At 69.5% G+C, this 22,518-nt stretch carries 18 protein-coding genes and 1 pseudogene; 9 read left to right on the top strand and 10 right to left on the bottom strand.

From position 1 onward, the window contains the following. Positions 1-6: 6 nt before the first annotated feature. Positions 7-210, bottom strand: coding sequence for an SPOR domain-containing protein (locus tag O5O46_RS32525; protein WP_269859242.1), 204 nt, complete (start codon positions 208-210; stop codon positions 7-9). 454 nt (positions 211-664) lie between these two features. After that, complete coding sequence (locus O5O46_RS32520; protein ID WP_269859241.1) at positions 665-1,282, bottom strand: TetR/AcrR family transcriptional regulator; 618 nt, start codon at positions 1,280-1,282, stop codon at positions 665-667. A gap of 68 nt (positions 1,283-1,350) precedes the next feature. Here O5O46_RS32520 and O5O46_RS32515 point away from each other — a divergent pair, with 68 nt between their 5' ends. Beyond that, positions 1,351-2,685: an alpha/beta fold hydrolase gene (locus O5O46_RS32515; RefSeq protein ID WP_269859240.1), complete on the top strand. Its 1,335-nt coding sequence runs from the start codon at positions 1,351-1,353 to the stop codon at positions 2,683-2,685. Positions 2,686-2,807: 122 nt separating this feature from the next. On the opposite strand, the gene O5O46_RS32510 is transcribed toward O5O46_RS32515, so the two are convergent. Further along, a complete protein-coding gene (locus tag O5O46_RS32510; RefSeq protein WP_269859239.1) occupies positions 2,808-4,244 on the bottom strand; it encodes a DHA2 family efflux MFS transporter permease subunit in 1,437 nt (478 codons plus the stop codon). Positions 4,245-4,585: 341 nt separating this feature from the next. Between O5O46_RS32510 and O5O46_RS32505 the strand changes: the two genes are divergently transcribed. From O5O46_RS32505 to O5O46_RS32480, 6 genes are read left to right on the top strand one after another with little or no spacing between them, the layout of a single operon-like run. Further along, on the top strand, positions 4,586-6,199 hold the full coding sequence (locus O5O46_RS32505; RefSeq protein ID WP_269859238.1) for an IucA/IucC family protein: 1,614 nt from the start codon (positions 4,586-4,588) through the stop codon (positions 6,197-6,199). Further along, positions 6,196-7,884, top strand: a complete 1,689-nt coding sequence (locus tag O5O46_RS32500; RefSeq protein WP_269859237.1) for an IucA/IucC family protein — start codon at positions 6,196-6,198, stop codon at positions 7,882-7,884. Before O5O46_RS32505 ends, O5O46_RS32500 begins: the two co-directional genes overlap by 4 nt. Beyond that, positions 7,881-9,137 (top strand): type III PLP-dependent enzyme, encoded by a 1,257-nt coding sequence (locus O5O46_RS32495; RefSeq protein ID WP_269859236.1) that lies wholly within the window; start codon positions 7,881-7,883, stop codon positions 9,135-9,137. The genes O5O46_RS32500 and O5O46_RS32495 overlap by 4 nt, the downstream gene beginning before the upstream one ends. Beyond that, the gene (locus tag O5O46_RS32490) at positions 9,118-10,458 is read left to right on the top strand and encodes an MFS transporter (RefSeq protein WP_269859235.1); all 1,341 of its coding nucleotides are present in this window, start codon (positions 9,118-9,120) and stop codon (positions 10,456-10,458) included. Before O5O46_RS32495 ends, O5O46_RS32490 begins: the two co-directional genes overlap by 20 nt. Before the next feature lie 41 nt (positions 10,459-10,499). Then, on the top strand, positions 10,500-11,234 hold the full coding sequence (locus tag O5O46_RS32485; RefSeq protein ID WP_269859252.1) for a response regulator transcription factor: 735 nt from the start codon (positions 10,500-10,502) through the stop codon (positions 11,232-11,234). 10 nt (positions 11,235-11,244) lie between these two features. Then, a complete protein-coding gene (locus O5O46_RS32480) occupies positions 11,245-12,708 on the top strand; it encodes a sensor histidine kinase (protein WP_269859234.1) in 1,464 nt (487 codons plus the stop codon). Positions 12,709-12,787: 79 nt separating this feature from the next. Here the strand turns inward: O5O46_RS32480 and O5O46_RS32475 are convergent, their stop codons facing one another. From O5O46_RS32475 to O5O46_RS32460, 5 genes and pseudogenes are all read right to left on the bottom strand, one after another. Beyond that, positions 12,788-15,016 carry a xanthine dehydrogenase family protein molybdopterin-binding subunit gene (locus O5O46_RS32475; protein ID WP_269859233.1) on the bottom strand — a complete coding sequence of 743 codons (2,229 nt, stop codon included), beginning with the start codon at positions 15,014-15,016 and terminating at the stop codon, positions 12,788-12,790. Between the two features lie 9 nt (positions 15,017-15,025). After that, positions 15,026-16,009, bottom strand: coding sequence for an FAD binding domain-containing protein (locus O5O46_RS32470; protein ID WP_269859232.1), 984 nt, complete (start codon positions 16,007-16,009; stop codon positions 15,026-15,028). Beyond that, a complete protein-coding gene (locus O5O46_RS32465) occupies positions 16,009-16,575 on the bottom strand; it encodes a 2Fe-2S iron-sulfur cluster-binding protein (RefSeq protein ID WP_269859231.1) in 567 nt (188 codons plus the stop codon). The genes O5O46_RS32470 and O5O46_RS32465 overlap by 1 nt, the downstream gene beginning before the upstream one ends. 109 nt (positions 16,576-16,684) lie before the next feature. Then, positions 16,685-16,810 (bottom strand): annotated as a pseudogene (locus tag O5O46_RS35725) (IS630 family transposase); the annotation flags it as partial. A gap of 105 nt (positions 16,811-16,915) precedes the next feature. Beyond that, positions 16,916-17,893: an NAD(P)-dependent alcohol dehydrogenase gene (locus O5O46_RS32460; RefSeq protein WP_269859230.1), complete on the bottom strand. Its 978-nt coding sequence runs from the start codon at positions 17,891-17,893 to the stop codon at positions 16,916-16,918. A gap of 150 nt (positions 17,894-18,043) precedes the next feature. Between O5O46_RS32460 and O5O46_RS32455 the strand changes: the two genes are divergently transcribed. Beyond that, a complete protein-coding gene (locus tag O5O46_RS32455; protein ID WP_269859229.1) occupies positions 18,044-18,718 on the top strand; it encodes a TetR/AcrR family transcriptional regulator in 675 nt (224 codons plus the stop codon). A 349-nt stretch (positions 18,719-19,067) separates the two neighbouring features. Here the strand turns inward: O5O46_RS32455 and O5O46_RS32450 are convergent, their stop codons facing one another. Next, entirely contained in the window at positions 19,068-19,271 is a 204-nt protein-coding gene (locus O5O46_RS32450) for a cold-shock protein (protein ID WP_269859228.1), read from the bottom strand. A 639-nt stretch (positions 19,272-19,910) separates the two neighbouring features. Between O5O46_RS32450 and O5O46_RS32445 the strand changes: the two genes are divergently transcribed. After that, entirely contained in the window at positions 19,911-20,558 is a 648-nt protein-coding gene (locus tag O5O46_RS32445) for a hypothetical protein (protein WP_269859227.1), read from the top strand. A gap of 22 nt (positions 20,559-20,580) precedes the next feature. Here O5O46_RS32445 and uppS read toward each other — a convergent pair whose 3' ends face one another. Next, a complete protein-coding gene (uppS, locus tag O5O46_RS32440; RefSeq protein ID WP_269859226.1) occupies positions 20,581-22,224 on the bottom strand; it encodes a polyprenyl diphosphate synthase in 1,644 nt (547 codons plus the stop codon). Between the last annotated feature and the right edge of the window lie 294 nt (positions 22,225-22,518).

Raw genomic sequence — 22,518 nt, 5'->3', positions numbered from 1 at the left:
GTACGACTAGGGTGCCTGCTGGCGGTCGACCTTCTCGATTACGTAGAGCGGCCCGTAGCCGCGCGCCTGGAAGGCTTCACACACCCGCTCGGCCTCCTGGCGGGTGGCATAGCGGCTCACGCGGTAGCGGCTGCCGTTACCGTCCTGCCGGATGATGGCCCACGTCAGGCCGCCAGGCTCCTCCACATCGGGGGAAGAGGCGGTCCGCATACCCAAAGGTTAGGCCGCCTCGCCACTCCTGCCGCCTCTTCCCAGGCAAATCACCCCGATGTGATGAGTTATTGCCGAAGCGGGCCTGCCCGACATAAGTAGCCAGACAGGACCAGTACCGCATCGGGCGACCTTCGCCCCTGTCGGGAAGAACAGTCGAACGACCCGGAGAAGTTCATAACCAAGTACGGCATGCGGAACCGGTTCTCGGCCTGTTGATCCGAAACTCAATCGGTTCTATTCGAGGATGTAGCGCACGTAGGGGCCGCGGATGATGCGTGGCTGGCACTGTCGCCGGTGGAAGAACTTGCCGATATCTGCGACCAGTTGGGCTTCGTCACCGGGCCCGCTTCTGCATGGTCAGGCTGCGTCTGAGGTCGGCGTTGACGAACTCGTCGGCGTTCAGACTCCGACGAGTAGGGCGGCAGGAAGCGGAAGTTGGTCGTGGCCGCGGTCACGGCGCGGGGTCGGTGCGCCGAAGACTGGGAAACACCGCGGGGGTCGCCCATCCGCGCAGCGTGGCGTGAACGGTCGATGGGAACGTGGCCTCGGCCGTGGCGGCGTCGAGGGCTCCGGCCAGCTCGAGAGTCACGAGCCCGTGCAGGGTCACCCACAGCGAGACGGCGATCAGCGTCGCCTCCCCGGCGAGGACCGAGCCCGCCACGGCGCGGTCGATCGCTGCGATGAGCGGCCGGACGGGGTCGCGGGTGCCGACCACGCCGGATGGTTCGAAGGACTGCGCACCACCGAACAACACCGTGTAGAGGTGGCGGTGTTCGCTTCCCCATCGCCGGTACGCGGCGGCCAGCGCGTAAAGGTCGGCGAGGGCGTCGTCGGAGGCCGGAACCGCCGACAGGTGTTGGAACAGGCCGGCGACCGCCCTGTCGCGCACCTCACCGACCAGTGCGTCCTTACCGTCGAACAGCGTGTACACCGCCGCTGTTGACGTCCCGGCGGCAGCGGCCAGGGCGCGGACCGTGACCGACTCCCGCGGACGGGTGGCGAACATCTCGGTCGCACATGCCACGAGCCGCTCTTTGACGGCGGCGTCGTTCGTTCTCGGCCTACCCACGGAGACCAGCCTACCCGTTCTGATAACGTCGTTTTGAAACAGCGTTTTGAAACTGTCGGGAGACTGCCATGCCACCGTCTGCCATACGTGCTGTCCGCTTCTCCGGCCGCCTGCCGTCGGCTGCAGCCGCCGTCGTGGGACTGATCGCCGTCTTCCTGACGCTGATCGTCCTCACGGACGGGGCGGGCTCGGGGCTCACCGCGTGGGCGGCGACCCTCGGAGCCGCGATCGTCGCCGCACTGTGGCGGGGTCGGCGCCGTGCCTGGCGGGCGCGGCTCGTGCCGTTCCTGCCGGTGGCCGTCGCGGCGGCGTTGACGGCATCGGTCTGCATCCCGACCGTGCCCACGGCGCGACGGTCCCCACCAGCCCTGCCGTTCGTGGCCACACAGCACTGGAGCCTGGCCACGGGCAGCCGAGTCGCGGTGTACCACTACCCGTCGGCGAACGCCGGCATCCGGCACCCCGTGCCGCTCGTGTACCTCAACGGCGGTCCGGTGCGCGGCATTTCGGTACTCGACCACCGGTTCCTGCAACTCCTGGCGCGGCAGGGCTACGACGTCTACGCCTACGAGCAGGCCGGTGGCGGACGCAGCGACCTGCTTCCCATGGGCCAGTACACGATCTCCAGGTCGGTCCGCGACCTCGGCGCCTTCGTCGACCGGCTGGGCAAGGGCAGGGTCGACGTCCTGGGATTCTCCTCGGGCGCGGTCATACTCACCCGGGGCCTGGCCGACCCGCGCGTCGCCGCGCACGTCCATCGGGCGATCATCGCGGAGCCCGGCCCGATGGACGGCCCCACCGCGCGTATCACCGGGCACGAGGGGCGACCGTCCGCACGTGGCCTCGCACCGGCCATGACCGGACCGCGCTCGACGCAAGTCCCGCGCTACGCCGTCGCGTTCGGCCTCATGAAACTCGGGCTGCTCAGCCCCGACAGCGGGCTGGTGGGACAGGCCGAGGGTGACAACGCGTTCACCGCCGCCGATCTCGGCAGCGACACCGCGTCCGGCTACTGCGCGCGGGACGCGCACCGCATTCCCGTCGAGGACACCGCGCGGAACTTCTCCTTCAGTCCCGCCGCCAGCCTCCGCGTCCAGCAGACGATCATGGACTCACCCTCCATCGCCCCGCAGTTGAGGCGCTCCCGGACGCCTGCGATGCTGATGATCGCCGAGTGCTCCTCCCAGGTCCGGCAGTGGGAGACCGCCGTCCTCGCCGACGACCCCGCCATCCGCCGCACGCAGTACATGCCCGCAGTCGGACACCACATGTGGAACGGCCTCGACAACAACGACCAACGGGCCCTCGCCGCCATCACCGCGTTCCTCCAGGACAGGCCGGCGCCCTTGCCGAACTACCCGACCCGTGGTGACATCCCCGCCTTCCTCCGCGACCACAAGTGACGAGGGCCTGCAAGAGGCAATCGACTCCCAGCCTTGAGCGATCAACAAACTCTCGGTTCCCGGCGCAGTACCGGCCCGGAGCCGGCCGGAGTCCGGTGGTCACGGCTTGGTGGGACCGAGGTTCATCCGGGGTCAGGCCGCTGGCCCCGGCGCTGCGCGGCCACCAGCGCGGACGCGGGTACCAGGCCGCACACGCTGACCGCGATCAGCACCCAGTAAGCGACATCGACCGCGTGTGCCCTGTACATCGGAGCATGGCTGTGGGCATGGGACAGGCGGGACATGAGCAGGACGGGTGCCGCCGTCCCCAGTGAACCGCCAATGTGCTCAAGTGCGTTGAACTGTGTGCTCGCTTGGCCGATGTGTGCGGGCGGCAGCGTCCGGTACGCGGCCGTCATCGCCGGATACAGCGCCAGCCCGACGCACGCGCCCCGGAGCATCGTGGCGGTGATCAGCCACCAGTACGGTGTGGTCGTCGTCAGGAAGGCGAACGGAAGGGTGGCGAGCAGTACGGCGCCGCTGCCGACCAGCACGGAGGTGCTCCCGATCCGCTCGAACAGTCGAGCGGACAGCCACAGCGCGGCGGCCGTCCCCAGCCCCTGCGGCGCCACGAGCAGACCGGTCCGCCAGGTGTCGTCGCCTCGGACGCTCTGCAGATACAGCGGGAGCAGGATCGCTCCGCCGAAAACCACGGCGCCGGTAGCCAGCGTCGACTGCGCGGCCGCTCTGAACACCACGTTCCGGTAGAGCCGCAGATCCAGTAGCGGGCTGCTGCCCCGAAGCGACCACACGACGAAGGCCGCCAGGAGCGCGGACCCGGCGCACAGCGGGACCACCACGTCCGGGGAGCCGAGCCCGCTGACCCGGCTGGCATCGGAAAGCGCGTACACCACACCGGCCAGTCCGGGGGAGACCAGTAGCAAACCGACCACGTCGAGCGACGGCTTGGGACGGGACGGCCGAGGCTCGACCAGCCGACAGGAGAGCAGCGTCGCGAGGACGCCGACCGGCACGTCGAGGAAGAAGATCGAACGCCATCCCAGGCACTTCAACAACCCGCCGCCCATCAGCGGCCCGACGACCGAGACCACCATCAGCGGAATCCCGAGGGCGGCCAGCGCCCTCGGTAGCCGCTGGGGCCCGGCCGCGGTGACCAGCATGATCCGGCTGACCGAACTGATCAGTCCACCGCCAGCGCCCTGCACGGCACGGATGGCGATGAGCTGCCATGGAGCGTCGGTCAGACCGCACAGCGCGGTCGCGGCGGTGAAGACGCCGAGGGCGGTCGCATGGACCCGCTCCGGGCCAAATCGCTGGGTGCTCCAGGTGCTTGTCGGGACGGCCGCCGCGAACGCCAGGAGATAGACCGTGACGATCCACTGCGCGGTCCCCAACGGCATGCGCAGGCCAGTGGCCAGCGACCGCAGTGCGACATGGACGATGGACGAATCGAGGTTGAGCATGACCGCGCCCATCAGGACGACGAACATCGTCAGGCGCAACTGGCTGGGCCATCTCTCGCCCTCCCCGGCGGACGTGGAGGCTCTACGTTTCTTCATCGCGACCGCGGCGCACGCCGACCCCTTCCCCTTCATGTAAGCGCTAATGAGAGCCAATAGGGTGATTTGTCGTATGCGTAGGTTCGCTGATGCACACGGCCTCCGCTCCGGCATGCCGAAGGGAACCCATCGAAGGGGGGAAAGTGGCAGGTGTGAGTTGACCGGTACTCATGTTCGCGCGAACACGACGATCGGCGCGGGTCGCGCTGCCGCAGCCGAATTCTTGGTCTCGTGCTGGCCGTCCCCTGGCATCTTGCTGGCCCTTTGCTCACCCGGCTGTCCCTAGTGTCGGTGCTATGCCGTCAGCGGCGAAGCGGTCTGTGAACGGGTGGAGGTGGAGCGTGCGGGACACAGTGGTCGACGAGGTCAGAGCGGTGCGCCCGGAGCTCGCCGAGGCGTTCTCGGCGGAGCTGCCGGGGTCGCGTGCGACTGTTCTCGGCCGGTTGTGGGGAGCCTTGGCGCGCGAGCCGCTGCCAGGGGTGCGGGGTGTGCGTGCTCAGGGGGAGACGCTGATAGTGGAGTTGAGGCACCGTGGCCGACTGGTGGGGGAGGCGGCGTGTGCCGAGCGTTTCGCCCAGGTGCCGTCGGACTTCTCGGTCGAGGGGCCGTCGGGACCGATCACGGATCCGGTGGAACTGCTCGCGGCCATGGCGCCGAACACACCGAGGGCGCGAGCGCTGGCCGATGAGTTGGGCAACAGCGTCGTCAACCTGGCTTTGGCCCGTGCCGCTGCCGGTGGGGCACCACGCCCGGTGAAAAGCTCCATCGACGCCGAACAGGCGGTGGTCGACGGTCATCCGCAGCATCCGTGTTGCCGCACCCGTATCGGGCTGTCGATGGCGGAAGTACTGGCTTACGCGCCGGAGCACCGGCCCGTGGTCGATCTCGCGCTGTTGGCCGTTCCGGTCGACCGCTGGCTGGAGGCGGGCAGGTGGCCGGAGGAGTTGCGGGAGGGCGGGACGGTTCTGGTCCCGGTGCACCCGTGGCAGCGCGATCATGTGGTCCCGCGGTATCCGGAACTGTTCACCATCGATCGACGGATCAGCTCCCGCCCGCTGCTGTCGCTGCGTACCGTGGCACCTCTGGACGCCCTGCCGGGCCATCACATCAAGACCTCCTTGGACGTCCAGGTCACCAACTACCGGCGGACGATCTCGCCTGCGGAGGTCACCGATGGCCCGGTGCTGTCGGACTTCGTGTCGGCCGTGGTGGACAAGGCCGGTTACGGCGGGTGTCTCCGCATCCTGCGCGAGGTGGGTGGTGGTGCGGTACGCGTCGGAGGGCTCCCCTGTCCGAGCCTGGCGGTGATGGTGCGCGAGTCGTACGAACGCTTCCTCGGCCCCGGCGAGGTCGCCGTGCCGCTCACCGCTGTCCATGCCACCGGTGCAGCTGTGGTGTCGGGAGACGCCGCGACGTGGCTCGTTGACTTCGCCGAGTTGGTGCTACCCCCCGCGTTGACCCTGCTGTCGATGGGAGTCGCGTTGGAGGCCCATGGCCAGAACACACTGGTGGTACTGAGCGAGGGGCGGCCGGTGCGGGTGCTGTACCGGGACCTGGACGGTGTCCGGGTGAGCCCGCGGCGCTTGGCCGAGCACGCCCTCGAACTTCCGCCACTGACTGGTGACCGCGCGGGCGACGACGTCCAGGCCCTCCGCAACAAGTTGTTCGGTGCGTTGCTCAGCGGGGTGTTCAGCGAGCTGGTGTCCGTGCTCTGCCGTGCGCGCGGGGCCGACCCGGGGGCGTTGTGGGCCTCGGTCGCCGCCGTGGCGCGGCGTGTCTACGCCGATCTGCGGCCCGACAACGGTGATGAGGAGGCCTTCTTCGGCGAACACTGGCCGCTGAAGGCCACAACGGCCATGCGGCTCGCCGACGAGCCGGGAAAGGCACAGTGGGTGGGCGTTCCCAACCCGCTGGCCAGCGCGCCCAATCGCGGCCGAGGGGATGACGCCAGATGACCGTCCCGATCGTTGTGGCTCCGGCCGGTACACCGGCGCAGACCGCTGGCACCGTGACCGCCCACACTCTGATCAACTGCCTCATCCGCGAGGTGTCTTCGCCCGAGCGCCAGGTCGTCGTCGCGAACGAGCACCTGCTGGTGCGCCTCCCCCGCCGCGGCGTCCTGCTGCGAGTTCCCCTGCGCCGCGTCTCGATGATCGGTGCGCACAGGTTCAGCGGACCGGTCGAGCGCCAGGACGGTGCGGTATGGTCCGCGCTCGAATGGGATCAGCTGGCCGCTTTGGTGCGTGACGAGTTGACCTTGCGCACGGGCGTGGACAACGAGGAGTTCCTGGGCCAGGTGGCCGCGAGCCACGGGACCGTCCGCGCGGTGCTGGAGGCCCGCGGCGACCTGGCGGCGCCGTCGTGCGCGTACGTCGCGTCGGAGCAGTCCCTCGTCTACGGCCACCGATTCCACCCCGCCCCCAAGGCCCGCGACGGGGACCCCCAGGACTGGCTGGCGTACGGTCCGGAGACCGGGTCACGTTTTCCGCTGCGCTATCTCGCGGTCCGCGCTGACCTGGTGCGGGCGGAGGGTGACCACAGCGCTCTGGACCGGCTTCACCCGGCGGCGCCGGGGTTCCGCGTGCTGCCCGCGCACCCGTGGCAGTTCCGGATGCTGTCCGCGAACGCCGCGTTGCGTGCCGCGCTGGCCCGCGGGGATGTCGTGGACCTCGGTCCCGGCGGGCCGCCCGTCGCGCCCACCTCTTCGGTGCGCACCGTCTACGAGCCGGACAGCGATGTGTTCTTGAAGTTCAGCTTGAACGTCCGGCTGACCAACTGCGTGCGCAAGAACGCCTTCTACGAGTTGTCGGGCTCCGTCGCCCTGAACCGGATCCTGCAGCCGATCTTCGCCGGACTGGCCACCCGGCACCCCGGTTGTGCGCTGCTGGCCGAGCCCGGGTACCGCACTCTCGGCCTCGGGGACGGCCGCGGCGATCGAGAGGTGGTGGAGGGCTTCGGCGTGATCGTGCGCGAGGGCGTACGGAAGCATCTGCTGTCCGGCGTCACACCGCTGCTGGCCGCCGCCGTCGCCGACGAGTACCCGAACAGCCCGGCGCACATCTCACACCTGCTCGCCCGCGCCGACACCGATCCGCTGGCCTGGTGGGACGACTATCTGCGGCTGCTGCTGCCACCGGTGCTCGCCGCCTACTTCGAGCACGGCGTCGTCCTGGAGCCGCATCTGCAGAACGTCCTCATCGGGGTGCGCAGCGACGGTCGGCCTGCTCAGGTCCTCTTCCGCGACCTGGAAGGAACCAAGCTGGTCCCGGACCACCACCGTTCGGCCCTGGCCGGGCTGGACGAGGAGGTGCGGGGGCCGCTCAGCCACAGTGCCGAACGCGGTTGGGACAGGGTCGTCTACTGCCTTCTGGTCAACCACGTCGCCGAACTGCTCGGCGCGCTGGCCGACGTCAGCCCTGGTCTGGAGCCCGCGCTGTGGGGACTGGTCCGCGACCACCTCGGCTGCTTCGCGCGCACGGCAGGTGACCCGCCGCGTCTGCGGGCACTGCTGTCGGGCGTGCCGCTGCCCGCCAAGGCCAACCTTCTACTGCGTTGGGAGCGCAAGGCGGACCGGTACGCGACCTACGTGCCGTTGCCGAGCCCGCTCGCCGCCGACTTCCCACGAGGTGCGGCGCTGTGAGAGCGAAGCTTCTGCAGCACATCCAGGGCCTGTCCGATGACCAACTGCCCGCCTACGTCTACGATCTGGCCGCCCTGCGCAGTCACACCCGCACGATCCGGTCCGCGCTGCCCGACCGCGTGGAACTGTTCTACGCGGCCAAGGCCAACTCCGATCCTCGGCTGCTGCGCACTCTGGGCGAGCGCGTCGACGGATTCGAGGTCGCCTCGGCCGGTGAACTGCGGCACGTCCGGCGCCTGTTCCCGACGTCCCGCATCGCGTTCGGCGGGCCGGGCAAGACCGCCCGCGAGCTGTCGCACGCGCTGGAGGCGGGCGTCGAGCGCGTGCATGTGGAAAGCCAGCACGAACTGCGCGTCCTCACCACACTCGTCGGCGAACGCACGGTGGACGTACTGCTACGGGTCAACCCTCCACTTCCACTGGGCCGGTTGCCGCTCGTCATGGGGGGCCGCCCGAGCCCGTTCGGCATGGACCCCGCGCAACTCGATGCCTGTCTGCGGATCCTCGCGGCACACCCGCGGATCCGGCTGCGCGGTGTCCACGCGCATCTGGCCAGCGGCCTCGACGCCCCCGCCCAACTCGCCCTGGTCGAGCGCGTCGTCGGATGGGCCGCCGACTGGACGCGAGCACACGGGCTGCCTCTCGACGAGGTCAACGTGGGCGGCGGCATGGGCGTCGACTACGAGGAGCCCGAGCGCGTCTTCGACTGGTCGGCCTTCGGTACCGGTCTTCGCCGCCTGCTGGCCGGCCACCCCGGACTGACGGTGCGCATCGAGCCGGGCCGCTCCATCGGGGCGTACTGCGGCTGGTACGTGACGCGCGTGCTGGACGTCAAGCGCAGTCACGGTGAGGCGTTCGCCGTGGTGGGCGGTGGCACCCACCACCTGCGTACCCCGGCCACCAGGGGGCACGACCAGCCTTTCGAGATCATCCCTTCGGACACCTGGGCCTGGTCCTGGCCGAGGAGCGCGGTCCGCTTGGAACCGGTGACATTGGTCGGCCAACTGTGCACCCCCAAGGACGTCCTGGCCAGCCGTGTGCCCGTGGTCCGGCTGCGCAGCGGTGACCGCGTGGCGTTCGCCATGGCGGGGGCGTATGCCTGGAACATCTCCCACCACGACTTCCTCATGCATCCCGAGCCGGGCTTCCACTACCTGGACGACGAGCGGCGCCCCACACCTGCGGCAACCACCGCAGACTGTCAGTGGTCAGTACAGGGCACTGGAGAACGACTTGTCCGACACGGTGACTGAGCGCTCCCAACCGAAGGCGCGGCGGCCCGGTCAGCAGGCACTGCGCACCCTGGGCAACCGCAACTTCCGCCGCTACGTGATCGGGCAACTGGTGTCCAACGTGGGCACCTGGATGCACCGCGCGGCCCAGGACTGGCTGGTGCTCCAACTCACCCACCACAGCGGCACCGCAGTCGGTCTCGTCACCGCCCTGCAGTTCCTCCCGCAGACCCTCTTCGGGCTGTGGGGCGGCGTGATCGCCGATGCCTGTTCCAGGCGACGGCTGCTGATCGTGGCCCAGAGCCTGATGGCACTTCAAGCCCTCCTGCTCGGCGCTCTGACGATCAGCGGTATGGTGCGCGTCTGGCAGGTCTGCCTACTGGCCTTGGCCCTCGGTGCCGCGACCGCCGTGGACGGTCCCGCCAGAAACGCGTTCATCGGCGAGATGGTCGAACGAGACCAGGTGCCCAGCGCCGTGAGCGTGAACGCCGCCCAGTTCAACGCCGCACGCCTCCTCGGCCCAGCCGCCGCAGGGCTCACCATCGCGGCCGTGGGGACCGGCCCGGTCTTCCTGCTGAACGCCGCCTCCTACCTGGCGGTCCTGGCCGTGCTGGCCACCCTGCGCACCGCCGAACTGCACCCCACCCCGCGCAGCGCACCCCACGATGTGCGCCTGACCGATGCGCTACGGCACATCCGCTCCAGCCCGGGCCTGCTGCTGCCGATCGCACTCGCCGGAGCCATCGGCACCTTCGGGCTCAACTTCCAGGTGACGATCTCCCTCATGGCCACCAAGGTCTTCCACTCAGGTGCCACCGCGTTCGGCTCCCTGTCCTGCGCCTACGCCGCGGGCAGCCTGCTCGGCGCGCTCCGTGGCGCGGACCGGTCCCGGCCACCCACCATGCGTCAACTGCTGTGCATGGCCGCGGTGTTCGGGGCGCTGGAAGCCGCGGTCGGCCTCATGCCCGTGCCCACCGCGTTCGCCGCCCTTCTCGTACCGACGGGCTTCGCAGCCGTACTGGTGACCACGATGGCCAACGCCATGGTCCAACTCAACGCCGATCCCCGTATGCGCGGTCGTGTGCTGTCCGTGTACTTCCTCGTCCTCCTGGGCGGCACTCCCGTCGGCGCCCCCCTCGTCGGATGGGTCGCCGAAGCCCTCGGCGCCCGCTACGGCCTGCTCATCGGCGGCCTCACATGCCTGCTGGCCACGGCTGCCGTCCAGATCGCCGCCGCCCCCGAGCGCCGTCCCGAGGTGTCCGGCGTCCCGGTCCCGCACACGACCGGGACGTCAGCCCACCGAGAAGGGACCATGGTCACTCGAAAGAGGAAGTTCCCGTGACAACACCTCAACCACTGTCCGATATGTGCGAGTCTGCCCAGGTGCGCGTACTGCGGATTGAGGACGACGACACCATCGCCGAGCCGCTGGTCGAAGGGCTGGGCCGCTACGGCTTCGCCGTGGACCGGGTCGGCACCGGCGCCGCCGCCCTCGGCGCCGCCTTCCCCGACATGGTCCTGCTGGATCTCGGACTGCCCGACATGGACGGCATCGACGTCTGCCGAGCGCTGCGCAGCCGATCGGACGTGCCCATCATCATGATCACCGCACGCGCCGACGAGACCGACCGTGTGGTGGGACTCGAACTCGGCGCCGACGACTACCTGTCCAAGCCCTTCGGGCTCCGGGAGTTGGTGGCCCGGATCCGCGCCGTCACACGTCGCACTCACCCCGCCGCCACGCCGTCCTGCGAAGAAGACGCGGGGCCGAAGGCCGACCGGACCTCGCAGCACATCGGGGACGTGGTCATCAACAGGCGGACCAGACAGGTCCACACGGGCAACCGGCCGATCGCCCTCGCCCCGAAGGAGTTCGACCTGCTGGCACTGCTCGCCGACGACCCCGGCGCCGTGTACTCGCGCCAGCACATCCTCGACAAGGTGTGGGACCCGCACTTCTTCGGTCCGACCAAGACACTGGACGTCCACATCGCCGCGCTGCGCCGCAAGTTGGATCGCCCCACCTGGATCGAGACCGTCCGGGGAGTCGGGTTCCGCCTCGCCGTGCCCACCGACCCGCCCCACCCGACCGGCCCCCCGCGCACCACCCAGCAGTGACACCAGCCCCATGGTCCGACGCCTGCTGCTCAGCTACCTCACCCTGGCGTTGCTCGTCCTGCTCGCTTTGGAGATCCCCTTCGGGATCGTCTACGCACGCAGTGAGACCTCAACGGTGTCCACCTCGTTGGAACGGGACGTCGTCGTGCTCGCCGAACTCGTCGAAGAGGACGTGGAAACCTCTGACGCACGGGAACTGCCCGCGCTGCTCGCCAAATACGCCCACCGCGCCGGCACCCGCGTGACCATCGTCGACCGGCACGGCAACACGCTCGCCGACTCAGCGTCCGCGGCCGCCGGGCCCCACCGCAACCTCTTCCGGGCCCCCGACATCGCCGCCGCCCTCCGCAACCAGCGCACCAGCGGCACCATGCGCGATGCCACGCTGGGTGGGGAGGTCTACTACTCGACCGCCCCCGTGGCCTACAGAACGACGGTCGGCGGTGCCGTGCGGCTAAGCGCCCCAACCTTCGAGACAATCAACCGTATCCACACGGCGTGGATGGCACTGGCCGCCGCCGCACTGGCCGTTCTCTCCGCCATGACGGTAATAGGGTTCGCGCTCGCCCGCTGGATCACCCGCCCGGTGCGCGAACTGGAACGGGCCACCGCCCAGCTCGCCGACGGATCCCTGACCGAACCACCCGCAGTCAACCTCGGCCCTCCCGAACTGCGCCGTCTGGCAGGCGAGTTCACCCGCACCGCGACCCGCCTGCAACATCTGCTGCGTGCCCAGCACCGTTTCGCCGCCGACGCGTCCCACCAGCTCAAGACGCCGCTCACCGCCTTGCGGCTGCGCTTGGAGAACCTCGAACCCGACCTCCATCCGCACGCTCAGCACAACCTCGACAGCGCCCTCTCCGAGATCGACCGTCTCGTCCGCATGATCCAGGGCCTCCTTGCCCTCGCCCGCGCGGAGAGTTCGGAGACCGCCCCGGTGCCAGTGGACCCCGACGTGATCCTGAGCGACCGGGCGGATACCTGGAACGCCTTCGCCACCGACCGCGGCATCGTCATCGCCCTCGCCGGGGACCGCGTCGGTCGGGTTTGGGCGGTGCCAGGCGCACTGGAGCAGATCGTCGACAACCTCCTCGCCAACGCGCTGCGCGCCGCTCCACCCGGCACGACCGTCACCCTGGCCCACTCCGTCGCTGCCGGCCGCGACTCAGGCCACGCATACGTGGAGATCCATGTGACCGACGAGGGGCCGGGGATGAGCGACGTGGAACGCGCCAACGCCTTCGACCGGTTCTGGCGCGCCCCGAACGCCTCCCCGGACGGTACGGGTCTCGGCCTGGCCATCGCCCAGCAACTCGCCCACGCCAGCGGCGGAGACATCGAACTGCGTCCCGCGGCCGGGGGTGGCCTCGACGCGGTCATCCGGCTCCGCCCGATCGAACCAGGACGACGCCACCGGCACCGGCCGTTTCCCACCACACCGGACGAGCCGTCAGGGCGTACTGCGATGGCTTGACCACGCGGTACGGTGCGATGCCCGGTGGGGCTGGTGCGGGAGCGGGAAATGGCGGCCCCAGCGCCGAAACTGTGCCAACTCAGGCCTCCAGCAGTGGCAGACCGGGCAGCACCTTCTCGATGGTGATGGGGAAGTCACGCACGCGCACGCCCGTGGCGTTGAACACCGCGTTCGCGACCGCCGCGCCGGCCCCGCAGATTCCCAGCTCACCGACGCCCTTCGCGCCAAGGACATTGGCCTTGTCGTCGAACCCGTCAAGGATGACGGCGTCGATGTCCGGGACGTCGGCGTGGACCGGCACCAGGTACTGCGCGAAATCGCAGTTGACGAAGGCACCGGATCGCGGGTCGACGACGGCCTCTTCCTCAAGGGCCGCGCCGACTCCCCAAATCATCCCGCCGATCAGCTGCGAGCGGGCCGTCTTCGGGTTGAACACGCGGCCCACCGAGAACACACCGAGCATCCGCCTCAGACGGATCTCGGCGGTGTCCGCGTCGACCCCCACTTCGGCGAAATGGGCCCCGTAGGTGTTGATCGAGTACGCCGTGTAGTTCGGATCATCGCCCATGAAGCGGGTCCCGCCCTCCGCCTCCACACCTTCGGGATGGTTGCGTGCGACGATCTCGCTCACTGCCTCGGACGCGCCGCCGATACCCACGTTGCCATCGGAGAACACGGCGTCCGCCGGGTCGAGGCCGTGCAGCGGAGAGCGCGTGTCACCGCCCGCCGCGACCAGCACCTTCTCGCGCAGGGCCAGGCACGCACGATGCACCGCCGTGCACGAATTGGTGGCGCCCCACGAGCCCCCGGACCCCCAGCTGGAGGGAAAATCGGACCGCCCGAGCTCGATCCGCACCCGATCGGGCGAGAGCCCGAGGCCATCAGCCACGACCTGGGTCAGGACGGTGTAGGTACCGGTGCCGAGGTCGGTCATGTCCGTCTCGACGACGGCGGTGCCGTCCGCCTCCAACCGCACCCGCGCCGCGGTCGGCCCTTGGAAGTGCCCGCGGATCGCGGCCGACATGCCGTAGCCGACCAGCCATCGCCCGTCGCGCACACTCGCCGGGGCGGCGGGGCGGTGCTCCCAGCCGAACCGGCGCGCACCTTCGCGCAGACACTCGACCAGGTGCCGGTCGCTGTACGGCACGTCCCGCTCGGGATCGACGGTGGGCTCGTTGCGGATCCGCAGCTCGACCGGGTCCATGTCGAGCGTGTGCGCCAGTTCGTCCATCGCCGACTCGACCGCCAGCATGCCCGGCGCCTCGCCCGGTGCGCGGACGTCCGTCCCGCGCGGCAGGTCGAGCGGCGCCAGCCGGTGGCTGGTCAACCGGTGGGGCGCCGCGTAGAGGCTGCGGGTCGTGGCGGCGGTCTGCTCGGCGTACTCCACGTCGGGGTTGGTGTGCATGGTGACGTCATGGGCGATCGCAGCCAGCCGTCCGTCCTCCCCCGCGCCCAGCCGAACCCGCTGGCTGGAGGTGGGGCGCATGCCGACGAGTTGGAAGATCTGCTGCCGGGTCATCGCGATCTTGACTGGTCGGCGCAACGCGCGAGCGGCGAGCGCTGCCAGGATCGTCTCGGAATGGATGCCCAGCTTGGACCCGAATCCCCCGCCGACGAAGGGGGTGACGACGTGAACCCGCGCCGGGTCGAGCCCCAGAGTGCTGGCGATCGAGGTCTGCGCCGCATCGACGATCTGGCAGCTGACGTAGACGACCAGATCCTCGTCACGCGGTTCCACCAGACATGCGTGTGGTTCCATCGGCATCGAGAACTCGTACGGCGTCGTGTAGTACTGGTCGATCCTGACGTCCGCGCTGTCGAATCCGGCATCGAAATCGCCCACCGCGGTGTCGGTGGGGAGACCGGCGTTGACCACCTTCGGGATGTACACCTCGTCTTCCTGCTCGGCGAAGTTGAAACGTCCCCGCCCCCTGGTGTATTCGACTTCGACGAGATCGGCCGCCGCGCGGGCCTGCTCGAGGGCCGTGGCGACGACGAGTGCCACCGGCTCGCCGTAATGGTGAATGTCGGGTCCGGTCAGCACCGGCTGGGCGCGCCAGTACTCGAACGGAATGGACTCATCGCGAGGGCCTTGCGCCGGGGCATTGAGATGGGTCATCACCATGTGCACGCCGGGCGCGCGTTCGGCGCTCTCCGTGTCGATCCGGGTGATACGGCCCTTGCCGATCGTCGCGCCGACGATGAAACCGTAGAGCGGCTGGCCGGCCTCCCATTGCTCGTAGGCATAGGGGGCCCGGCCGGCGACCTTCGACGGGCCGTCGACGCGGTTCAGAGGTTGCCCGATCATGCCGCCTCCTCAGCTCGCCCGGGCTACCTGCGCCAGCGTGCGGCACAGCGTGCGTTTGGCCAGCTCGATCTTGAAGTCGTTGTGCCCCTGCCCGACCGCGTCGCGCATCGCCGCCTCGGCGGCCGCGCGATAGGTGTCCATCGTGGCCGGACGGCCGGTCAACGCGGCCTCCGCCTCGACGGACCGCCACGGCTTGTGCGCGACACCGCCGAACGCCACCCGCGCCTCACTGATCGTTCCCTGATCGGTCGAGACGACAGCCGCCACGGAGACCAGCGCGAACTCGTACGACGCCCGGTCGCGCACCTTGCGGTACTTCTGCCGGCCCGGCGGAGGCGGGGGCAGGACGACGCTCGTGATCATCTCGCCGGGCCGCAGCACGGTCTCGATGTGCGGGGTGTCGCCCGGCAGCCGGTAGAAGTCCGTGATGGCGACGCGGCGTACCGCCTGATCGGCGTCGAGCAGCTCGATCTCCGCTCCCAGCACGGTCATCGCGACGGCCATGTCCGAGGGGTTGGTGGCGATGCAGGACTCGCTGGCGCCGAGGATCGCGTGTATCCGGTTGAACCCGCCGATCGCCGAGCATCCGGACCCGGGATCACGCTTGTTGCAGTCCGCGGCGGTGTCGTAGAAGTAGGGGCAGCGAGTGCGCTGCAACAGGTTTCCGCCGGTGGACGCCATGTTGCGCAACTGGCCAGAGGCGCCGGCCACCAGCGCCTCCGACAGCACCGGATAGCGGGTGCGCACCCGGGCGTCGGCGGCCACGTCGGAGTTCGCCGCCTGGGCGCCGATGCGCAGTCCGCCGTCCGGGAGTTCCTCGATGTCCCGCAACGGAAGCCGGCTGATGTCGACCAGATGGCTGGGCTGCTCGATGTCGAGCTTCATCAGGTCGAGCAGATTGGTGCCGCCGCTGATGAACTTCGCGCCGGGTCGGGATACCGCCGCGACGGCCGTCTGCGCGTCCGTCGCCCGCTCGTAGGTGAACGGCCTCATCACAGGCCTCCCTGCGCGGTGTCGCGGATGGCCGCCACGATGTTCGGGTAGGCGGCGCACCGGCAGATGTTGCCGCTCATTCGCTCGCGGATCTCCTCGTCGCTCAACGCGACCTGCGGCGCGGACACATCAGCCGTGGCGTGGCTGGGCCAGCCGGCCTCCACCTCGGCGAGCATGCCGACGGCCGAACAGATCTGGCCGGGCGTGCAGTAGCCGCATTGGAAGCCGTCTCTCTCGACGAAGGCGCGTTGCATGGCGTGCAGGTCCTCGGGATCGCCCAGGCCCTCGATCGTCACGATCTCGTCGTCCTCGTGCATGACGGCGAGCGTCAGGCAGGAGTTGACCCGGCGGCCGTTCACCAGCACGGTGCATGCTCCGCACTGCCCGTGGTCACACCCCTTCTTGGTCCCGCTCAGGCGCAGATGTTCGCGCAGCGCGTCGAGCAGCGAGGTCCGCGGATCCACCTCAAGCTGCCGCGCCTGATCGTTGACACTCAGCCTGATCGTCGAGAGGCGAACCGTCTCACCCTGGCTCCGCCCCATGGCGCCCGTATCCGAATCGCTCATCACGGCCCGCCTTCTTGGCTAGCTGCGGGTTCCAGCTGGAAATGCGTCGCCACTTTCGCGCACGCTCCTCCCTCTCAGCGTCTCGCGAAAGCCGTCGCCCCGCGCGTCGGAAGGCGGACGCCGGGCTGCCCGGTGCGAACAGGGTGGTGGCGCCCGCGCGGACGTGGTCGTGGCTGCGGCGTTCAGGGACACCGGACACCATCGGCAGCACTGGCTGCGAGCGGTCCAGCGCCCTGGGTGAGTGGGCGGCGGGCGGACCACACCGGGCGGAACGGGACAGGCTGGTCGCCGTAGACATGGTCGATGCAGGCGCGCAGGGCCAGCACATTCGACTCACGCCCTAGATGGTGATCACGACCTTGCCGCAGGTCCGTCCGTCCAGCATGTGACGGATGGCTGCGGCGACTTCGTTGAGCGGATAGGTCCGGTCGATCGCGGGTGTGACCTTGCCGGACTCGATTAGTTCGCGGATGGCCGTCAGGTCTGCGGAGTTCTCCGAAGCGACGAAGGTACCGAGGTTCTGGCCGACGAACGGAGACAGCGCATGGGCCCTGAGCTGACGGTCGATGCCGCCGAGCCACCGTCCGTCGGTCTCGCCTCCGACGATGACGAGGCGCCCGGTCGGAGTGAGGGCTCCGCGGAGACGCGACAGTCGGCGGTTGCCCCCGATGTCGAGGATGACGTCGTAGCGGCCCTGGCCGTCAGCGATGTCCGCTCGTGTGTAGTCGATGACATGGTCGGCCCCGAGGGCGCGGACCAGGTCGAGCTTCGAGGTACTGCACACGGCGGTCACTTCGGCTCCGCATGCCTTGGCGATCTGCACGGCGAAGCTACCCACTCCCCCGGACGCGCCGACGATCAGCACCTTCTGTCCGGCCCGGACTCGCCCGTGGTCGCGCACCGCCTGCAGAGCGGTGATTCCGGAGACGGGCACGGCGGCCGCCTCGCCGAAGGCGAGGTTTTCCGGCTTGAGGGAGAGCTTGTCGGGTCGCGCATGCGCGTACTCGGCGAACGAGCCGCTGCCGATGCCGAACACCTCGTCGCCCGGCTTGAAGCCGGTCACACCGGCGCCGACGATGTGCACCGTTCCGGCGAGAGCGCGGCCCGGGTTGGCGCTCCTGGGCCTGCGCAGACCGAACCCTGCCATCCGGATGGGGTAGGGCAGACCGGCCATCACATGCCACGTACCCCGGTCCACGCTGGCGGCGTGCACTCTGACCAGGACCTCGTCTGACCGAATCGTGGGCGTGTCGATCTCCGCGAGCCGCAGCACGTCCTCGGGCGTCGGCCCGTACCGGTCCTGGACGATCGACTTCATCGTCGTCCCCGCGGCAGCCGGAGTTGCCGACTGGGTTGGGCTTGCGAACTGTTTGCGCTGCATCGCGACGCTCTAGAATCTGATGTCCTTACGCCGTAAGGTTGATCCTTACTCTGTAAGGTTGTCAAGGTCGACGACAGGAGGACGCAGATGACCCCGCGGCCCGCGCGCGACCGGGCGCCCCGCATCCCACTCAGCCGCCAGAAAGTGCTGCACGCGGCTGTCGCCTTGGCCGACGAGAACGGGCTCGAGGCGCTCACCATGCGCAAGCTGGGCGAGGCGGTCGGGGTCGAGGCGATGTCGCTCTACACGCACGTGGCCAACAAGGAAGATCTCCTCGACGGCATGGTCGACCTGGTCTTCGGCGAGATCGACCTGCCATCCCCTCATGACCACTGGAAGACAGCGATGCGGCAACGGGCGGTCGAGGTTCGCCAGATCCTGTCCCGCCACCGCTGGGCGATCGGCCTGATGGAGTCGCGGAGCTCACTCGGTCCGGCGACGCTGCGCCATCACGACGCCGTCCTCGGGTGCCTTCGCAAGGCGGGTTTCTCCGTTGCCCTGGCCGCGCACGCGTACTCGGTCCTCGACAGCTACATCTACGGGTTCGCCCTGCAGGAGCGCAGCCTGCCCTTCGACACTCCCGCCTCAAGCACGGAGCTGGCGCAGGCGATCCTGGCGCAGGCCCCCACCGACCAGTACCCGCACATGTCCGAGCTGGTGACCGAGCACATACTGCGCCCCGGCTACGACTACGGCGACGAGTTCGCTTTCGGGCTCGACCTGATCCTCGACGGGCTGGAGAGCGCAAGCCGACAGAGGTGATGCCTCGGACCCCCTTGCCCACCATCCCGCCACCGGGGGCCACGGGAGTGCCAGCGCGGTGTGGGTGGCGCCGGTGAGCGGGCCGCCCCCGGCGGGCACCTCGCCGGGGGCGGCCCGCTGACCGACATGAGCCCGTCCCACATCCCAACGTCTATGAGCCCCGGACAGCGGATCGGACTCGGGAGCCGGGGCCGACGGCGGTGCTCACTGCGGTGACCACCGCATCCACCACGATGGTGAGGTCGCTGACTTGGTAAGGGTGTTCAGCACCGAGTTTTCCTGCCGAGGGCGGAAAAAGTGAGAGGCCCCGACCGAATCGACATCCGGTCGGGGCCTCGCTCATACGCCGTTATGCGGGGCGGATGTGCTCCGCCTGCGGGCCCTTCTGCCCCTGCGTGACGTCGAACGTGACCTTCTGGCCTTCCTGCAGCTCGCGGAAGCCCTGAGCGTCGATGTTCGAGTAGTGAGCGAAGACGTCGGGGCCGCCGCCGTCCTGCTCGATGAAGCCGAAGCCCTTCTCACTGTTGAACCACTTCACGGTACCGCTGGCCATGCCTGTCTCCTTCAAGGGAATGCATACCGAGTCCCGCACCGCGCGGGATCCGGAGGTGATCGCCCTGGTCCGGAGAGACGCTGAACAGCAAGAACGCCCGTGAGCACGTCACGGGCGAACGAGACTTCGGAACCACGACTACTACTGACGACGCTACACCGCGCAGCACCAACCAGCCATCAGAACACCAAAGCCACCTCCCTATGGCGCCGAGGGGCGCAATCTCCTACCAGACCGTCCGGGAGGGTTGGCTGTCCTCACGGCATGAGGGCGTGGACTCTCCCTTCCGTCCGGCTGGGGCAGGGCGTGAACTTTCCCTTCCGTCCGACTGGGGCAGGGTGCGCAGCTGGTGGCTGAGGCATTGCAGGAGACGCCGGCCGACCCAGCGCGCTGGGATTCCGACCGGTTCCTGGCGGACGTCGACGTTCCTGGCGTTCTCCGAGTCGGCATCTGCCACGTCTGTGGCCGGTGACCTGCCAGATGAAACAGGTACCTATGGGACGCCTGGTGGCTCCGATGGAGGCGTCAGTCCCCCATCCGGGTGGTTCCTCGCATTGTCCGCCCCCAGGCGCTCAGGTGACCGGATGATCCTTCCGGGGGTCGAGTCCTGCGGCCCGAGGAAGGATGGTGCGCACAACGATGAGCACGACGCGACGAATGGTTCTGGGCGCGGCCCTGACCGCTCCGCTGCTGGCGCAGTTCGCGGGAACGGCGTCCGCATCGGTTGCGGACGCCAAGTGGGGCACGGTCTCCGACGGCTGGGTCGAGGTTCGCTGGACGCCGCAGGCGCAGAGGCAGTTGGACCAGTTCGAGGCGGAGGTCGAGGCGGTGGCTCCGGCACGGCTGGTGAAGGATTCGCGCGGTTCGGCGATGCGGTTCCCCGTGCGGTCGGGCTCGGGTGATCCCTCACTGGCCGACGTTCCGAGGGCGCAGGGCAATGGTGGCCTGGACGGCGGCCTCGCGGTGCGCACGGCGCGTGGCAACTTCCGGCTGGAGAAGCTGGAGAGTGCTCTGCAGGACGGGGTGGTGTCCGGGACGTGCGTGATCAACGGCGTCGACCTGGGGCACCGTTCGGTGTTCCGGTGTGATCTGGCCGAGGGGCGGCTCACCACGGACAGCGTGCCGCCGGGCCAGCCGATGAGGGTGCGGATCCAGGAGGTGCCGCTGCGTCCCACCGCGGAGTTGGTGGATGCGTTCGCCGCAGCCTTCGGCACGCCTGCGTTCACCACCGACACGGTGCTGGCGCACATGACCGCCGAGGGCTTGTACACGCCGCCGAAGGGGTGACCCGAGACCCGGCCCGGATCCGTCAGTCGGTCCGGGCCGCCTCCACGGGCCTCGCCGGGCCGGGCAGGCTGCCGCCAAAGCGGCGCTCTCGGCTGGCGAAGTCAGTGAGGGCCTCCTGCAGCTGGGCCAGGCCGAAGTCGGGCCAGAGAGTTGGGTCGAAGACCAGCTCGGCGTAGGCGAGGTGCCAGGGCAGGAAGTTGCTGAGCCGCTGCTCGCCGGAGGTACGGATCAGCACGTCGACGTCGGGAAGGTCGGGCGCGTACAGGTTCCGGGCGATGTCCGCAGGGCCGATGTCCTCGGGTTGGATCGCCCCCGCCGCCGCCTGCGCGGCCAGCGCGCGAGCGGCGGTGACGATCTCGTCCCGGCCGCCGTAGTCGGCGCAGGCAGTCAGCGTCAGCTCGGAGTTGTTCGACGTCGCGCTCTCCACCAGAGCCAGTTGGGAGGCGAGCGAGGGATCGATCCGCTCGCGCCGCCCGCACCAGCGCACCCGAACGCCGAGTTCGTGCAGCCAGTCGATGTCCCGGCTGATCGCGTCGGCCAAGGCGTCGAACAGGTCGTGCACCTCCTCCTGGGAGCGGTCCCAGTTCTCGGTGGAGAACATGTAGATGCTCAGGTGCCGAATTCCCAGCCGTAGCGCGGAGTTGACCAGCCGCATCGCGGCCCGGTAGCCCGCACGATGGCCCTGCGCGACCGACATGCCCCGCAGCGCGGCCCACCGCCGGTTGCCGTCCATGATCACCGCCAGATGGTTCGGCACCGGACCGGCCGCGGGCCACGCCGGGCGGCGCCGGGCACGACCCGTCACCGTCAGCGGCTCGAGACCGTCGGACAGCACCCGGGAACGCAGAAGCGTGACCTCGTCGAACTGCACCTGGGCGCCGAGGAGGAGGGCGCCCAGGAACGCCTCGTACTCGGAACCCACCGTCGCGGCCACTGGCGCCGCCTGCTGCAACAGCCCGTGCCAGCGGGTCAGTTGGATGTCGATCAGCTCGTCCAGCGCCTCCCGCGGCTCACTGCGCCGGAGATCGGCGACGTCCAGGCCCAGCTGTCGCAGATCCTCACGGGGCAGGTAGCAGCGGCCTGCGGCGAGGTCGGCTGGCATGTCCTCGAACACGTCCGCCAGATGGCACACCTCGCCCAGCAACGACGCCAGCCGGAACGCCTCCGGCCCCCGCGGTTCCAGCAGCGGAGTCCACATCTCGGCCGACGTTCCCGTGGTTCCCCGCAGATAGCGCCGCTGGTCCGCGAACGTCTCGAACACGGGCGGAGAGACGCAGTCGGCATGAACCGTGGTGAGGAACTCCTCGATCACCGCACGATCGAGATCCCACCGCAGCGCCGTGTCCACGAACGCCCGCCGCAGCGGATGCCCGCTGCGGCCCAAGCGCAGATCCTCCAGCGTGTCGGAGCACCACCGCGCGATCCGCCGTTCGCGGGCCGCCGGCGCGCCCTCGTCGGCGATGCGATCGGTCCGCACCGTGAAGCCGATGATGGCGTGCACGTGCGGCCGGACCGCGGCGGGCAGGGTCTGCTCGGTCGCCGTCCACATCGGAGCCAGGAACTGCCGGACCTCGGCCGCACACGCCTCATAGGACTCGCACAGATCGAGCGAACCCGTGAACGCCCCGTCGAACCCCACCGCGCCCAACCCCGCCTTCGACGCCACTGCCCACACGACACCCGCAGCCCCGGCAGCAGCACTTCGGGCAGCGGCACCGCTCACCGACCCGATCGCCGAGAGCCCCCACCATCACTAACGACACACCGCCTGACCGGTAGCGTTCCTCCCACCACAGCCCAGCCGCCGATCTCGAAGCCCTCGGCGGCGAAGACGGCGCCGAATGCGCGGGTGTACGCGACTGCGGCTCCACGGTCCTGAAGACCCATCACGAGATTCCTGGCGGCCTGGGTGACCCAGGCCGCGGTGGGATGAGTCGTCGCACCGAGGATGCGGACACGG

This window comes from Streptomyces sp. RPT161 (assembly GCF_027533845.1).
GTDB classification, from domain to species: Bacteria; Actinomycetota; Actinomycetes; order Streptomycetales; family Streptomycetaceae; genus Streptantibioticus_A; species Streptantibioticus_A silvisoli_A.
The sequence above is the reverse complement of the archived record's forward strand: the minus strand, read 5'-3'. Positions and strand labels throughout refer to the sequence as shown.

What these genes read in the sequence shown, in the direction of transcription:
- O5O46_RS32480 (WP_269859234.1), top strand. Translation starts at nt 11,245, where the DNA reads ATGGTCCGACGCCTGCTGCTCAGCTACCTCACCCTGGCGTTGCTCGTC.
- O5O46_RS32500 (WP_269859237.1), top strand. Translation starts at nt 6,196, where the DNA reads ATGACCGTCCCGATCGTTGTGGCTCCGGCCGGTACACCGGCGCAGACC.
- O5O46_RS32465 (WP_269859231.1), bottom strand. Translation starts at nt 16,575, where the DNA reads ATGAGCGATTCGGATACGGGCGCCATGGGGCGGAGCCAGGGTGAGACG.
- O5O46_RS32455 (WP_269859229.1), top strand. Translation starts at nt 18,044, where the DNA reads ATGACCCCGCGGCCCGCGCGCGACCGGGCGCCCCGCATCCCACTCAGC.
- O5O46_RS32445 (WP_269859227.1), top strand. Translation starts at nt 19,911, where the DNA reads ATGAGCACGACGCGACGAATGGTTCTGGGCGCGGCCCTGACCGCTCCG.
- O5O46_RS32475 (WP_269859233.1), bottom strand. Translation starts at nt 15,016, where the DNA reads ATGATCGGGCAACCTCTGAACCGCGTCGACGGCCCGTCGAAGGTCGCC.
- O5O46_RS32515 (WP_269859240.1), top strand. Translation starts at nt 1,351, where the DNA reads ATGCCACCGTCTGCCATACGTGCTGTCCGCTTCTCCGGCCGCCTGCCG.
- O5O46_RS32470 (WP_269859232.1), bottom strand. Translation starts at nt 16,009, where the DNA reads ATGAGGCCGTTCACCTACGAGCGGGCGACGGACGCGCAGACGGCCGTC.
- O5O46_RS32510 (WP_269859239.1), bottom strand. Translation starts at nt 4,244, where the DNA reads ATGAAGAAACGTAGAGCCTCCACGTCCGCCGGGGAGGGCGAGAGATGG.
- O5O46_RS32450 (WP_269859228.1), bottom strand. Translation starts at nt 19,271, where the DNA reads ATGGCCAGCGGTACCGTGAAGTGGTTCAACAGTGAGAAGGGCTTCGGC.
- O5O46_RS32460 (WP_269859230.1), bottom strand. Translation starts at nt 17,893, where the DNA reads ATGAAGTCGATCGTCCAGGACCGGTACGGGCCGACGCCCGAGGACGTG.
- O5O46_RS32525 (WP_269859242.1), bottom strand. Translation starts at nt 210, where the DNA reads ATGCGGACCGCCTCTTCCCCCGATGTGGAGGAGCCTGGCGGCCTGACG.